We start from the raw sequence: 14561 nt of genomic DNA, 5'->3' as shown, positions 1-14561 counted from the left end.
GTGGAGGATCTTGTCGATCCTGGCCTTTTCGACGTTGAGGATCTTGCCGCGGATCGGGAGGATCGCCTGGTACCGCGGGTCGCGGCCGGACTTCGCCGAACCGCCGGCGGAGTCGCCCTCGACGATGAAGATCTCCGACCGGGAGGGGTCGCTGGACTGGCAGTCGGCGAGCTTGCCCGGCAGCGCCGCGGACTCCAGCAGGCCCTTTCGGCGGGTCAGGTCGCGCGCCTTGCGGGCCGCGACCCGGGCGGTGGCCGCCTGGACGGCCTTGCGTACGATGTCGGCCGCCTCGTTCGGGTTGCGGTCGAACCAGTCGGTCAGGTGCTCGTGCACGACCTTCTGCACGAAGGTCCGCGCCTCGGTGTTGCCGAGCTTGGTCTTGGTCTGGCCCTCGAACTGCGGCTCGCCGAGCTTGACCGAGATGATCGCGGTCAGGCCCTCGCGGATGTCCTCGCCGGCGAGGTTGCCGTCCTTGTCCCGCAGCAGCTTCCTCTCGCGCGCGTAGCGGTTGACGACGGTGGTCAGCGCCGTGCGGAAGCCCTCCTCGTGGGTGCCGCCCTCATGGGTGTGGATGGCGTTGGCGTAGGAGTGGACGCTGTCGGCGTACTGGCCGTTCCACTGCAGCGCGACCTCGACCGACAGCAGCCGTTCGGGGTCCTCGGCGCCGATGGAGATCACCGAGGGGTGGACCGGCTCGCCCTTGCGGGCGTTGAGGTGGGCGACGAAGTCGGTGATGCCGCCGTCATAGCGGTAGGAGACCGTCTTCGCCGCCTGCTCCTCGGCGGTGTCCGAGCCGGCTTCGTCGGCCGCGGCCGTGGCACGCGCGGACGGACGTTCGTCGGTCAGGGTCAGGGTGAGCCCCCGGTTGAGGAATGCCATCTCCTGAAAACGCCTGGCCAGCGTCTCGAAGGAGTAGTCGGTGGTCTCGAAGATGGCGCCGTCCGCCCAGAAGGTCAGCGACGTGCCCGTCCGGGAGGTGGCTTCGCGGCGGGCGAGCGGGGCGGTGGGGGCGCCGTCCTCGTAGTCCTGTGTCCACCGGTGGCCGTCGGTCCAGATCTCCGCCGACAGCCGGGTCGACAGGGCGTTGACCACCGACAGGCCCACACCGTGCAGACCCCCGGAGACCGCATAGCCCCCGCCGCCGAACTTCCCGCCCGCGTGCAGCACGGTCAGCACGACCTCCACGGCCGGCCGCTTCTCCACCGGATGCGTCCCCACCGGAATGCCACGGCCGTTGTCGGCCACCCGCACGCCGCCGTCGGCCAGGATCGTCACGTCGATCCGGTCGGCCACCCCGGCCAGCGCCTCGTCCACGGAGTTGTCCACGAGCTCCTGCACGAGGTGGTGCAGCCCTCGCTCGCCCGTGGAGCCGATGTACATCCCGGGCCGCTTGCGTACGGCGTCGAGACCGTCCAGGACGGTGATGGCGTCGGCGTCATAGGACGACGCCGCCTTGGCGCGGCCGGTCTGCTCGGACCCGGAGGTGTCGGCGTCGGCGTCGGCGTCAGTGGCGGTGGTGGCGTCAGTGGCGGTGGTGGGGTCAGCGGCGGTGCGAGTGCCGTAAGTGGTCACAGATGCTCTCTTTCGGGCATGGCGGACCGCGCTCCGGCACCACGGTGCGGGAGCGGCCGGACATCTGGCGGAACGGGGCGCGGCAACACAAAGGAGACCCCTGAGCCCTCGGGGCTGGGGACCGATGGCCGCCGGAACGGTTTCGAGGATACCGAAGGTTCCTCCTGCACCCTGGGTGAGAAGACGTCTGTACGCCTCTGTGGCCCTCTTTCTCTCCATTGATCGATCCCCCCTGCGTTACAACCGCCAAAAGGAGCCAGGAGGGCGTGTAGTGGCTTTCCTGGCGCCTTGCCGCGCGGGGCCGCAGACACTTTCTCCAGCGATGCGTGGCGGACGGCACGTCGGCCGTCGCAGTCAAGCCCGTGCCTCACGTGAAGGACCTTCTGGCGGCGGTTTGCGCGACCGCGTGGGTGGTTAGGGTGGCAGGGGGGGCACAAACCGATGGCTCCCGCACGGGCCGAGGCGGACACGATGGGGGGCTCGTCGGTGGGGAGTTGGCGGCGGCGGAACCCGAAAAGCGGCGGGTAGTGCGCGCGTTCATCGATCCGGGCGCGGTGGGCGTGTGACCGGCCGGCCGGCGCCCGCCCTGCTGTCCCCGCCGTTGCGCATGGGGCTCGGGCTGATCGCGGCCCTCGCCGCGCTGGTGGTCGCCGTGCTCGGGGTCCTGTACGCCGGCGACAGCAAGCCCGGCAGGGTGGACGCGCGGGTCCGGGCGGCGGTGGACGGTGTGGGGCCGTCGTGGCGGCACGTCGCTCTGGCCGTGGACTTCTTGGGTGAGCCCGCGGGAGCGGCGACGCTCGTGGTGGCCATCGTGACGGGCTGCCTGCTGCTTCGGAGTCCTCGCGCGGCGGTGCTGGCCGTTGTCGGCGCCGGCATGAGCGTGGGAGCGGCGACGCTGCTCAAGTCCCTGGTGGGACGTACCATCCACGACGGAAGCCTGTCCTACCCGAGTGGCCACACCGCCTTCCTCACCGCGCTCGCCCTCGTGGTGGCGCTGCTCGCGACCGGCCGACTCGGCCTCGGCGGGAACGCCGGCGCATCACTCGTGCTCGCCGCGGCGCTGGTGGCCGGCGCCGCCATGGGGTGGGCGCAGGTCGCCCTGGACGCGCACTACCCGACCGATGTCCTCGGCGGCTGGTGCACCGCGCTGGCGGTGGTACCGGCGACCGCGTGGCTGATCGACCGGATGGCTGACCGGCCGGTCGACCGGCCGGCCCACGCGGGTCGGCGGGAGCCTCGCTGACGTCATGTCATGTCACGCGAATCGGCGGAACACGGGTTTCACCGGTCGTCCGCCCAGCCACGGAGTGGGGTCGGCGGCGTCCAGCGCCTTCCGGTACACCGCGCACGCCTGGGCCACCACCTCGACGGTGTGCTCGATGTCCGCGTCCTCGAGCGCGCTGCTCACCACGAACGACGGGGCCAGCACCCCGCCCGCGAGGAGCCGGCGCAGGAACAGGGTGCGGTACCGCTGCGACGGCTGCCGGTTCTCGTCGAGGGTGGCGAAGACCAGGTTGCTGGCCCGGCCCCGGAGGACGATGTGGTCGCCGACGCCCATGTCGGCCGCGGCGGCGCGGACACCGGCGGCCAACCGCTCGCCGAGGGCGTGCAGCCGGGCGGTGACGCCCTCTTCGGCGTAGGTGGTGAGCACGGCCATCGCGGCCGCCAGGGAGTGCGTTTCCGCACCGTGCGTGGTGGACAGCAGGAACACCCGGTCGCCGGAGTGACGCAGCCCGCCCCGCTCCATCAGATCGCGGCGCCCGGCCAGCGCGGAGACGGCGAACCCGTTGCCCAGCGCCTTGCCGAACGTGGAGAGGTCGGGGACGACGCCGTACAGGCCCTGGGCGCCCGCCTCCGACCAGCGGAAGCCGGTGATCATCTCGTCGAAGATCAGCACGCAGCCGTACCGGTCGGCCAGCTCGCGCAGGCCGGCGAGGTACCCGGGCGCCGGCTCGGTGTGGGTGGCGGGTTCGAGGATCAGGCAGGCGACCTCGTCCCGGTACCGGGTGAGCAGTTCCTCCGTGGCGGCCAGGTCACCGTAGGGGAACGCCACGGTGAGCTGGTTGGTCGCCGCCGGAACACCGGCGGACATCGGCGTGGTGCCGATGAACCAGTCGTCGGCGGAGAAGAACGGATGGTCGGCGCAGATGGCCACCCGCGGGCGCCCGGTGGCGGCGCGGGCGAGGCGGACCGCGGCGGTGGTGGCGTCGGAGCCGTTCTTCGCGAACTTCACCATCTCGGCGGTCGGCACCGTGGCCAGGAAGCGTTCCGCGGCCTCCAGCTCCACGATGGACGGCCGGACGAAGTTGCTGCCGCGGTCGAGTTCCCGCCGCACCGCCTCGGTCACGCGGGGGTGGGCGTGGCCGAGGCTGACCGACCGCAGGCCGGAGCCGTACTCGACGTAGCGGTTGCCGTCGATGTCCCACACATGGGCACCGCGGCCGTGGCTGATGACCGGGGCCAGGTCCTCGGGGTACTGGTCGTCGCCCTTGGCGTAGGTGTGCGCGCCCCCTGGCACCAGGGCGTGCAGCCGCTCGTTCGCCATCCGCGACCGTGGCAGGAGGAACTCCCCGGTGGATTCGGTGCCTTCCGTGTGTTCGGTGACCACGCCCACCTCACCTTCCCTGGCGCTTCAGGACCTCCGCGAGGCTCGGCGCCTCCCGGTCCCGCTGGGACATCGACGCGACCGGCAGCGGCCAGGGAATGGCGAGCTCCGGGTCGTCGAAGGCGATCGTCACGTCCTCGGCCGGATCGTGCGGGCGGTCGATCCGGTACGAGGTGTCGGCGGTTTCGGTGAGCGCCTGGAAGCCGTGCGCGCACCCCGCCGGGATGTACAGGGTCACCTGCGTCTCGTCGGACAGCTCGAAGAAGGCCCGGCCCAGGTATGTCGGCGAGTCCGGCCGCAGGTCCACGACCACGTCGAAGATCCTCCCGTACGAGCACCGCACCAGCTTGGCCTCGCCGGCGCCGGAGCGCAGGTGGAGGCCGCGAAGCACGCCCCGGGCCGAGCGGGACAGGCTGTCCTGGACGAAGGCGTGCGGGTCGAGGCCCACCGAGCGGACCACATCGGCGTCGAAGGTGCGGCAGAAGAAGCCGCGCTCGTCGGCGTACGGCGTCGGCTCGAACAGGTACGCGCCGGCGATCTCCCGGACTTCGGTCGCCTTCATGGAGCCTCCCGCAGGGCGTGGGGGTGATCGGCCGCTGGGAACAGGGCCGCGTCCAGGGCGGTGAACTGGTGCTCGAGTTGCCGGGCGGCGGCCAGGTTCCGCTCGGCGAGGGTGTGCCGAAGTTCTGCCGACCGCTTCTCCAGCGCCCGGAACTGCTCGAGCAGCCGGTCGGCGTCCACCTCGCGGGCCGGGTGGCAGTACGCGCCGAGGCCCATCCGATCCATGAGCGCCTCGCTCTTCGCCGCGTAGCAGAGCGCGAGCACCGGCGTGCCGGTCTTCAGTGCGCAGATCAGGTTGTGGTACCGGATCGCCACCACAGTGTCGGCAGCCGCCATCTCCCGCATCAGGTCGGCCAGCGAGGCCGCCTCGGCGGCGGTGACCAGCGGCGAGTCCACCGCGTCGAGGATCGCGGCGACCACCGGCGCATCGCAGTCGTCTCCGGTGAGCAGCCGGACCGGTCTGCCGTCCTCGACCAGTGCGCGGACGAACCGGATCGTCCCGTCGAGGTAGCGCCGGTGGATCTCCTCGGCGCGGGCGCGGTCGTCATTGCCGCCGTGGAAGGCCATGACGCCGAGGCAGACTCGGCCCGATGAGCCCGATGAGCCCGATGGACCCGAGAGTGCGGTCGCCGGTGGCGTCGGCAGGGCGAACGCGAGGTCCGGATAGACCTCGTCGCGCGAGGTGTCCACGCCCATCGCCCGCATCGCGTCGCGGGACCGGGCGTCCCGGTACGACCGGTACGCGGCCAGCCGCGCCGACCAGCGCACCAGGGCCCGGGTCGGCCGGTTGCCGATCGTGGCGGCGCCGACGCTGACCAGCGCGACCCGGGTGCGCAGCAGCCGGCCACTCGCGCAGAGCAGGAACAGCGAATACGGGAAGCCCCACGGCCGCAGCGGCAGCGTGGCCTCCAGGACGCCCATGCCCGGCACGATCACCACGTCGTGCCGGCGCACCCAGGCGGCGGTGCGGACGGCGTCGACGAGTTTGCCCAGACCCTTGGCCGCGATCGCGCCCGCACGGGACGCGGTCCGGTACTCCCCGCGGTACCAGTGCAGCCGCGTCGCGGGGATCCCGAACCGGGCCGTGACGGCCTCGGGCCCGCCGCACAGCGCGTCCACGACCGCCTCCGGGTGCTCCCGCCGGAGGTATCCGAGCACGGCCTCCAACGACCCGTCGTTGCCGAGGTTTCCGGAGCCGAGCAGGCCGAACACCCCGACGCGCACCGGAGTCCCGTTCGCGGGCGTCATGCCCGCCTCCCTTCACGGCCTTCAGGAACGTCACGGCCTTCACGAGTGTCCCGGCTTTCAGGAACGTCGCGGCCTTCACGGCCGGCGACCAGCGCGTCGACGGAGACCGTCAGCTTGGCCGGGTCGACCGGGGCGCGGTCCTCGACCCGCTCGCCGGCGCCCGGCCGCGCCCGGCTGGCCATCCACGCGGCCAGGTGGCGGTAGCACGCGCGCCGGTCCGCCGAGGACAGCGGCGCCCGCCGGATCGCCGAAACGAAGCCCCAGACGTACTCGGCGAGCAGCCGGGGCGTCGGGTGCAGCGGGCCTGCCCGGCGCGGGTCCAGGTTGACGCACCGGGAGCGCTTGCCGGGGTTCGCCCGCTCGGCGCGGGTGGGGTGGTCGCGGCGGAAGTACAGCAGCTCCGGCACCTGGTGGAAGGGCCCGTGCAGGCCGATCTCGGCGACGAACGTGCGGTCCGCGTGGTGGTAGCTGTCCATCGGTTTCACCCGGCGCAGTACGTCGGCCCGGATCACCCCGTAGAAGTCGTCGCCACCGGGCTCGAACAACATGCTGCGGAAGCGCTCCGGCGGGCGCGGCGAGGCGGTGGCGAGCCCGTACTCGTACGGAACCTTCACCTGGCCGTCGCCGTCGATGACGGCCTGGTCGGCGTGCGCGAGGATCACCTCGGGCCGCTCGTCCAGCGCCTCCACGCAAACCCGCAGCAGGTCCCGGCCGTAGAGGTCGTCGTGCGAGGCCCATTTGAACAGCTCGCCGCGGCACTCGGTGAACACATAGTTGTGGTTCGGCGTGGCGCCGACGTTCCTGGGCAGCCGGATGTACCGGATCCGCGAGTCCTTCTCGGCGTACCGGCGGCAGATGTCCTGGGTCCCGTCGGTCGAGGCGTTGTCGGAGATGACCAGCTCGAAGTCCTCGTAGGTCTGGCCGAGCAGGGCGTCGAGCGACTCGGCCAGGTACTCCTCGCCGTTGTACACGGGCAGGCCGATGCTCAGCCGGGGTCGGTCGGTCATGGCGTCCTCACTTCGGGGATGGGTTCGTGGCGGTGCTCGCGCAGGGCGGACCGCAGGTGCAGCCACCACACGGCCGAGGCGCTCAACGTCGCGGCGGCGACGCCCCAGGCCGAGCCGACCGTGCCGGCCAGGGCCGCCCCGCCGAGCCCGCCGCCGACATAGAAGGTGGAGGCGATCAGCTGGCAGCGCAGGCTGCGCCGGGCCGCGGCGAGCGCGCGAAGCCCGGCCGCCGCGCCGGTGCCGAGGCCGGCGCCCGCGACGCTGAGCGTGACCGGCACGATGAGCCGCGAGGCGGAGTGCCAGACGCCGCCCAGCGCCAGCTCGCCGAGCCGGTCCGGCATCAGCAGCAGAGCCGCGCCCCAGAGCAGCGCGGCGGCGGCCTGCCCGCCGCCCAGCAGGAGGCAGAACGCGCCGAGGCGGTGCGGGGCCCGGCGCAGCACCCGCGCCGCCTCCGGGACGGTGACCAGCGACAGCCCCATGAGCACCGCGAGGAACGGGCCGAGCAGCAGCTCGGCGCCCCGGACCGCGCCCACCGAGCCGACCCCGACGATCGCGCCGAGCCCGTACGCCCGCAGCTGGCTCGCGCCGCTGAGGGCGACGTTCTCGACCAGGTACCGGTAGCCGAGGTCGCGCTGCTCGCGAAGCCACCCGCGCGCTTCGGGCATCCGGGGCCGGATGCCGGACTGGACGCAGCCGTACCCCGCGGCCACCGCGGCGGACGCGCCCCAGGCGAGCAGATAGGCCGCCACGCTGCCCACGCGGGCCGCCACCACCATGGCCGGGACGAGGGCGACGCCCCACACCAGGTCGTTGACGAACGCCTTGTGCCCGGTGCCGGCGGCGAAGAACGCGAACCGCCAGGCGTCCTGCAGCAGCAGCGCCGGCAGCATGACGCCGAGGCAGACGAACGCGGGCCCCACGCGGCCGCCGAGCGCGAGGCCGACCACCAGGCACGCCGCGCCGAGGGCGGCACCGAGGCCGAGCGCGCTGCCCGACGACCGGGCCACCGCCGCGCGCCAGGACGCCACCGGCACACCGCTGAAGCGCACCGTGAGCGGGTCCGTGGCCAGCCCGCGGGAGACGTTGAGCAGCACCCCGTAGGTCACCCAGGCCAGGCTGAACACACCGAAGGCGGCCAGCCCCAGCGAGCGGGCCACATAGATCCCCACCACGAAGTTGCTCACGCTGGAGGCCGCCTGGTCGGCCAGCCCCCAGGACAGCCGGCCGACGAGGGCCCGCCGGGTGGATCCGGTCGGTGGCGCCGTTGTCCGCGGAGTCTCCTCCGCGTTGGTCATCGGGTCGGTCATCGGGTCGGTCATCGGGGTCACGCCTTGATCAGCCCGGCGCCGTGGAGGGCGTCGGCCGCGGCGGCGACGGTGTCGAACGGCAGCCCGGACCGCTCGGCGACGTCCAACAGACCGTGCTCGCCGTCGGAGAGGCTGAGCACCCACAGCATGGCCATCTGGGCCTGCTTGGTGTCGCTGCGGCCGCCGAGCGCGTCGTACAACCCACGCCGGCCCAACTGCGGTTCGCCGTACGGGCTGAGGTTGAGGTACCGACGGTTGCGGTCGAGGACGGCGAACGCCTCGCGGCAGAGGGCGAGGGTGTCCGCCATCGCCGCGGGGGAGACGAAGTCCAGGTTGTCCGCCGAGGTGTGGTACTCGGGGTAGCCCGCGTACGGGGTCCGGCTGAGCGAGCCCACGCCGAGATCGAACCCGGGGGAGCAGAACTGCCGCTCGTCGTAGCCGTACGGAGTGAACTCGGTGACGTGGTGCGGGCGTTCCGACGCGGCCAGCACATGCCGCATCACCCGGTCGATCTCCGCGTCGCCGCGCCTGCTCTGCTTGTACGTCAGCCGGCCCGGGTCGCCGGCGCAGGCCAGCACGAGCCCGTGCTTGACCCGGTCGATCCGCTCCGCGTTGCGGGCCAGCCAGGTGATGGCCCCGATGGTGCCGGGCGCGAAGACGAACCGGTAGGTGTAGTACGGCGTCCGCTCGGCCAGCGCCCTGGCCAGGAAGGTCGCCACCGCGATGCCGGCCAGGTTGTCGTTGGCCAGCGACGGGTGGCAGACGTGGCAGGAGACGATCACCTCGTCGGGGACCTGGCCGGGGACCACGTGCTCGGCGTAGGTGAGGTGGCCGTCCGCGAGCGTGGAGTCGACGCACACCTCGTACTCGCCGTCCGGCAGCGCGTCCAGGGTCTCCTGGGCCAGGCAGAACCCCCATTCCGGCTGGTAGTAACTGGTGCGGTAGGGCACCCAAGCCGGGTGTTCCGGCAGGGTGTGCAGGTGTCCGCGCAGCTCGGCCAGCGGCATGGTCGCCGACACCGGCACGCTGTAGCCGAGCACGTGCAGGCTGGACGCGGCGAAGTCGACGACCCGCCTGCCGGTGGCGTCGGCGATGTACGCGTCCCGGATGTTCCACTCCTGCGGCACCGTCCAGTCGAGCACCTGGGTCCCGGTCGGCACCTCGTGCACCCGCAGCGGAACGTACTCGCCGACGATCTCCAGGGTGGCCCGCACACCGTCACCCGTGATGCTCCGGCACAGCGGGTACAACCGCTCCACCAGCGCGTACATCTCGTCGCCCGCCGCGGTCACCGGCGCCACCGCAGGGTCTCGTCCACGGCGCCGGCCTCGGACGCCGCGCGCAGATGGGCCAGCCGGGTGAAGCGCCGCTCGAAGCCTTCCCGGGTCAGCCCGTGTTTCCGGTAGGCGTCGGCGAGTTCGAGCGCGCCCTGCTTCACCGTCCACTCGCAGTCGAAGCCGGGCACCGCGGCGCGGAACCGGGAGAAGTCCACCCGGTACGAGCGCGGATCGGCACCGGTCTCCCCGGTGATGACCACCCGCGCGCCGGACACCGCCTCGGCGACCTGCTCGGCGATCTCGGCGACCGTGACGTTGTTGGTCTCGCTGCCGATGTTGAACGCCCGGTCGTGCACCGCTTCCCGCGGCGCGGACAGCGCGGCCGCGAAGGCCCGTGCGATGTCGACGGCGTGCACCAGCGGGCGCCAGGGGGTGCCGTCGGAGAGGACCAGCACCTCGCCGGACAGCAGCGCGTGGCCCACCAGGTTGTTCAGCACGATGTCGGCGCGCAGCCGGGGCGAGTAGCCGAAGGCGGTGGCGTTGCGCATGTACACCGGGCTGAAGTCGCCGTCGGACAGCGCGTGCAGGTCGTCCTCCACCCGCACCTTGGACTCCGCGTACGGCGTCACCGGGCGCAGCGGGGCGTCCTCGGCCACCAGGTCGTCGCCGCCGGCGGCGCCGTAGACCGAGCAGGTCGACGCGTACAGGAAGCGCCGCACCCCGGCCTCGCGGGCCAGCCGGGCGAGGCGTACGGACGCGTGGTGGTTGATGTCGTAGGTGAGGTCCGGCGCCAGCGCTCCCAGCGGGTCGTTGGACAGCGCGGCCAGGTGGATCACGGCGTCCACCCCGGCCACGTGCTCGGCCGTGACGTCCCGCAGGTCCACCTGGCGCCCCGGGGGGTCCGCGGGCCGCGGGCCCAGCACACAGTCGGCGAACAGTCCGGAGTCAAGGCCGACGACCTCGTGCCCGGCGGCCGTGAGGACCGGGGCCATGACGGTGCCCAGGTAGCCCTGGTGCCCGGTCAGCAGTACGCGCAAGGTTCATTCCCCCAGGTCGAGAGTGAGTTTGGTGACGGCGAACGCTTCGGCGTAGCGCGCGTGGCATTCGATGCCGCGGATCCGGGCGAGGCCGAGGAAGGCCTCGCGGTCGTACCAGGGCCGGTGCCGCTGCGAGGGGTAGTGCTCCTGGAGCAGCCGCACCTTTTCCTCGGCGACCTCCGGCGACAGCGGCTGGTACGCCACCGGGCGGCCGAGATCGCCGTCCCACTTGACGATCTCGTAGCGGAGCACCAGGTGGTCGCGGAACGCGGTGGTCATCAGCTCCGCCAGGCCGCGGTGGTCCTGGTGCGCGTCATCGGTCCGCGGGGCCAGCACCAGATCGGGAACGGTCCGCAGGCGCAGCTCCTCGACCGCGGCCTTGGCCTCGTCCCAGTTCGCGGGCAGCCGGCCGTCCGGCAGCTTGTGCACGGTCAGCCGCAGGTCGGCGCCCGGGCAGAAGGCGGCCAGCGCGGCCCGCTCCTCCCGCTCGCGCTCGCCGCCACCGCCGGAGAGCACCAGGGCGTCGACACGGATGCCCGGCCGCGCGAGGCACAGCGTCAGCAGCGTGCCGCCGGCGCCGATGGCGATGTCGTCGCAGTGCGCGCCCACCGCGACGATCCGGTCCAGGCGCCCGGCCCCGAGCCGGATCACGCCCGCGCTCCGGCGCTGTCCCGCTCCCACACGGCCCACGGGCGGTGGCCCTGGGCGTAGGCGGCGTCGAGCGCGGCCCGCTCCTTCACGGTGTCGGTCGGCTTCCAGAAGCCGCGGTGCTGGTGCGCCACCAGCCGGCCCCGCTTGGCCAGCTGGGCGCATCCGTCGGCGACCAGGTCCCCGTTCTCCGGGATGTGGTCGAAGACTTCCTGGCGGAGCACGAAGTAGCCGCCGTTCTCCCACAGCGGCAGGTCGCTCACCGCGGTGATGCCCCCCACCAGGCCGTCGTCGCCCAGGTCCACGCAGTGGAACGAGGACTGCGGCGGCACCACCATCATCGACGCCCCGGCGTCGCGCCGGGCGAACCGGTCGATCATCTCGTCCAGCGGGGCGTCGGTGAGCACGTCGGCGTAGTTGGCGAGGAACATCTCGTCGCCGTCCAGATGGTGCCGCACCCGGCGCAGCCGCTCCCCGATCGGTGACTCGATGCCGGTCTGCGCGAACGTGATCGTCCAGTCGGAGATGTCGGTGGACAGCAGCTCGGTCCGCCCGCCCCGCAGTACGAAGTCGTTGGACGTCGTCTCCTCGTAGGTGAGGAAGAACTTCTTGATGTGGTGGGCCCCGTAGCCGAGGCACAGGATGAACTCCGTGTGCCCGAAGTGCGCGTAGTAGCGCATGACGTGCCAGATCAGCGGCCGCGGGCCGACCATCGCCATCGGCTTGGGCACGTCGTCCGCGGCGCCGCTGCGCATCCGCATCCCGTAGCCGCCGCAGAACAGGACGACCTTCATGACCCCACCTCGACAATGCTCAGTTCCGGGATGGGGAAGACCAGCCGGCCGCCCCAGTCGTGGACGAAGGACAGCTGCTCGACCAGCTCCGCCCGCAGGTTCCACGGGAGGACGAGGACGTAGTCCGGCTTGTCGGCGGCTATCCGCTCGGGCGGCAGGATCGGGATGCGGGTGCCCGGGGTGAACCTGCCGTGCTTGTAGGGGTTGCGGTCGACCGTGTACGGGAGCAGGTCGGGCCGGATGCCGCAGTGGTTGAGCAGGGTGTTGCCCTTGCCCGGGGCGCCGTAGCCGACGACCGTCTCGCCGCGCTCGGCCACCTCGATGAGGAACCGCAGCAGGTCCCGGCGCACCTTGGCCACCCGGGCGGAGAACTCGGTGTACCCGGACAGCTCCCGCAGCCCGGCGGCCTTCTCCCGGTCCAGCACCTCGGCCACCCTTCCCCGAGCTCTCGGCTCCGCTCGAGCAGGGGAGACCCCATCGCTCGGCTCGCCGGCCACCTCGGCCGGCCGGGCCCACAGCCGGATGGAACCGCCGTGCGTGGGCAGCAGCTCGACGTCCACCAGCGCGAGTCCACCGCTCGCCAGCGCCCGGGCCGCGGACGCGACCGTGTAGTACTGGAAGTGCTCGTGGTAGATCGTGTCGTACTGGTTCTCCTCGATCAGGCTCAGCAGGTGCTGCACCTCGATGGAGACCCAGCCGTCGTCGGCGACCAGGGCGCGCAGCCCCCGGGTGAACCCGACCACGTCGGGGATGTGCGCGTACACGTTGTTGGCCACGACCAGGTCCGCCGGGCCGTGTTCGGCGCGGACGTCCGCGCCGGTGGCCGGGTCCAGGAACGCCGTGAGCGTGGGCACACCCGCCTCCCGCGCCGCGGCGCCGACGTTCACCGACGGCTCGATGCCCAGGCAGCGGATCCCGCGGTCCACCACGTGCTTCAGCAGGTAGCCGTCGTTGCTCGCGACCTCGACCACGAAGGCGTCGGGGCGAAGGCCCACCCGCTGGACGGCGTCGGCGAGATACGTGCGCGCGTGCTCCACCCAGGAGGTCGAGTAGGAGGAGAAGTACGCGTACTGCGTGAACGTCTCCTCCGGAGTGATCAGCGGAGGGATCTGCGCGAGCCAGCAGTCGGTGCAGACCCGCAGGTGCAGCGGGTACGCCGGTTCCGGCTCGTCGAGTTGGTCCGCGGCGAGAAAACTCTCACACGGCGGGGTCGCCCCCAGATCGACGACGCTCGCCAGGGTCGCCGAGCCACAGAGTCGGCATCGTGTCATTTACTGCCCCCCATTGATTCCCCCCATTGATTCCGACTTGATTCCGACCGCACCGCGATCGCGGTGCGGTACTCGTCCACCAGGCGCTCGAGGCCGACGGCCGGGCTGAAGCCCTGCTCGTAACGGCGCCGGGCCGCCCGGCCCATGTCCCGGTTGCGGTCCGGCTCCGCCGTGATCCGGCGCAGGCAGGACGCCAGCGAGGCGGCCTCGCCCGGCCGGTGCAGCAACCCGGTCACCCCTTCCTCGACGAGTTCGACGAAGGCGCCGTGACCGGCGGCGACGGCCGGCACCCCCGCCGCCATCGCCTCCGCGACCACCAGGCCGAACGTCTCCAGGGACATCGAGGGAGCCACCACGGCGACCGAGCGCGCGATGGCCCGCCGGCACCGATCCGGGCCGTAGAGCCCGGCGTACCGCACGTCGTCCCGGCCCGCCGCCCAGGCGGCCACCTCGTCCTCCAGCGGCCCCGCGCCGGCGATCACGAGCGGCACCCCCACACCGCCGCCCGCTGCGATCCGGTCCCATGTGGCCATGAGCAGCCGCACGCCCTTGGCCTCCGCGAGCCGCCCGAGGAAGAGCAGATGCTCGCCGTCGCCCACCCGGCGCGCGCCCGGGTCCGGCACGAAGTTGTGCTTCACCGCCAGCCGCTCACCCGGCATGCCGGACCGCACCAGGATGTCGCGCTGCGCCGCGGAGATGCAGAAGAACCGCTCCACGCCGGACCACCACCGCCGACGGTTGACCGACAGGCTGACCGCGAGCGGCACCGTCGCCAGCCGGGAGCCGCGGTAGCAGCCGTGCCGGACGGCGGGCAGGGACACCGCCGACCCGACGCACTCGGTGCACAGCCGGCCGTCCCGGTGCAGCGTGCCGGGCGGGCACACCTGGGTGTAGTTGTGCAGCGTGGCGACGACCGGCACGCCGGCATCGGCGCAGGCGGCCAGCACCGCGGGCGACAGAAGCGGGAAGACGTTGTGGATGTGCACCACGTCCGGTCGCTCGGCGCGCAGCCGGGCGGCGAGCTCCGTGCGGACCGCCGGGTTCCACGGTACGAGGAGCGGCACCGCGGCCTTGCCGAGCAGGGACCGGGTGGCGATGTCGTCGCTGCGCCGCTCGAACACGTCGACCCGGTGGCCGGCCGCGCGCAGCAGCCCCACCTCCTCGTCGACGACCCTGTTCTCGCCGCTCGGCTGCGCCGAGGAGTAGCGGTTGTGCACCACGAGGACGTGCATGC

General features: G+C 72.6%; 13 protein-coding genes. 1 reads left to right on the top strand and 12 read right to left on the bottom strand.

Annotated elements, in window-relative coordinates:
* On the bottom strand, positions 1-1572 hold a 1572-nt coding region (locus BBH68_RS36245; RefSeq protein ID WP_425428894.1), incomplete at its 3' end, for an ATP-binding protein.
* Between the two features lie 562 nt (positions 1573-2134).
* Here BBH68_RS36245 and BBH68_RS36240 point away from each other — a divergent pair.
* Positions 2135-2815 carry a phosphatase PAP2 family protein gene (locus BBH68_RS36240; RefSeq protein ID WP_065968089.1) on the top strand — a complete coding sequence of 227 codons (681 nt, stop codon included), beginning with the start codon at positions 2135-2137 and terminating at the stop codon, positions 2813-2815.
* A 12-nt stretch (positions 2816-2827) separates the two neighbouring features.
* Here the strand turns inward: BBH68_RS36240 and BBH68_RS36235 are convergent, their stop codons facing one another.
* Genes BBH68_RS36235 through BBH68_RS36185 form a run of 11 tightly spaced genes read right to left on the bottom strand, consistent with a single transcriptional unit; the run spans position 2828 to position 14559 of the window.
* Positions 2828-4180 (bottom strand): glutamate-1-semialdehyde 2,1-aminomutase, encoded by a 1353-nt coding sequence (locus BBH68_RS36235; RefSeq protein WP_281182513.1) that lies wholly within the window; start codon positions 4178-4180, stop codon positions 2828-2830.
* A 7-nt stretch (positions 4181-4187) separates the two neighbouring features.
* Positions 4188-4739, bottom strand: a complete 552-nt coding sequence (rfbC, locus tag BBH68_RS36230) for a dTDP-4-dehydrorhamnose 3,5-epimerase (protein ID WP_065968086.1) — start codon at positions 4737-4739, stop codon at positions 4188-4190.
* A complete protein-coding gene (locus BBH68_RS36225; RefSeq protein ID WP_065968084.1) occupies positions 4736-5986 on the bottom strand; it encodes a polysaccharide pyruvyl transferase family protein in 1251 nt (416 codons plus the stop codon). Before BBH68_RS36225 ends, rfbC begins: the two co-directional genes overlap by 4 nt.
* Entirely contained in the window at positions 5983-6993 is a 1011-nt protein-coding gene (locus tag BBH68_RS36220) for a glycosyltransferase family 2 protein (protein WP_104531499.1), read from the bottom strand. Before BBH68_RS36220 ends, BBH68_RS36225 begins: the two co-directional genes overlap by 4 nt.
* Complete coding sequence (locus BBH68_RS36215; protein ID WP_065968091.1) at positions 6990-8288, bottom strand: MATE family efflux transporter; 1299 nt, start codon at positions 8286-8288, stop codon at positions 6990-6992. The genes BBH68_RS36220 and BBH68_RS36215 overlap by 4 nt, the downstream gene beginning before the upstream one ends.
* A gap of 29 nt (positions 8289-8317) precedes the next feature.
* Positions 8318-9601 (bottom strand): DUF4910 domain-containing protein, encoded by a 1284-nt coding sequence (locus BBH68_RS36210; RefSeq protein WP_065968083.1) that lies wholly within the window; start codon positions 9599-9601, stop codon positions 8318-8320.
* Positions 9589-10614 (bottom strand): NAD-dependent epimerase/dehydratase family protein, encoded by a 1026-nt coding sequence (locus BBH68_RS36205; RefSeq protein ID WP_065968082.1) that lies wholly within the window; start codon positions 10612-10614, stop codon positions 9589-9591. Before BBH68_RS36205 ends, BBH68_RS36210 begins: the two co-directional genes overlap by 13 nt.
* A gap of 3 nt (positions 10615-10617) precedes the next feature.
* Complete coding sequence (locus tag BBH68_RS36200) at positions 10618-11265, bottom strand: PIG-L deacetylase family protein (RefSeq protein WP_065968081.1); 648 nt, start codon at positions 11263-11265, stop codon at positions 10618-10620.
* Positions 11262-12056, bottom strand: coding sequence for a glycosyltransferase family protein (locus BBH68_RS36195; RefSeq protein WP_065968079.1), 795 nt, complete (start codon positions 12054-12056; stop codon positions 11262-11264). The genes BBH68_RS36200 and BBH68_RS36195 overlap by 4 nt, the downstream gene beginning before the upstream one ends.
* A complete protein-coding gene (locus BBH68_RS36190) occupies positions 12053-13327 on the bottom strand; it encodes a class I SAM-dependent methyltransferase (protein ID WP_065968077.1) in 1275 nt (424 codons plus the stop codon). Before BBH68_RS36190 ends, BBH68_RS36195 begins: the two co-directional genes overlap by 4 nt.
* Complete coding sequence (locus BBH68_RS36185) at positions 13324-14559, bottom strand: glycosyltransferase (RefSeq protein WP_065968075.1); 1236 nt, start codon at positions 14557-14559, stop codon at positions 13324-13326. The genes BBH68_RS36190 and BBH68_RS36185 overlap by 4 nt, the downstream gene beginning before the upstream one ends.
* Positions 14560-14561: the final 2 nt, after the last annotated feature.

It is taken from the genome of Streptomyces sparsogenes, from assembly GCF_001704635.1.
Taxonomy (GTDB): Bacteria; Actinomycetota; Actinomycetes; order Streptomycetales; family Streptomycetaceae; genus Streptomyces; species Streptomyces sparsogenes.
This window is presented reverse-complemented; position numbering and strand designations above follow the sequence as displayed.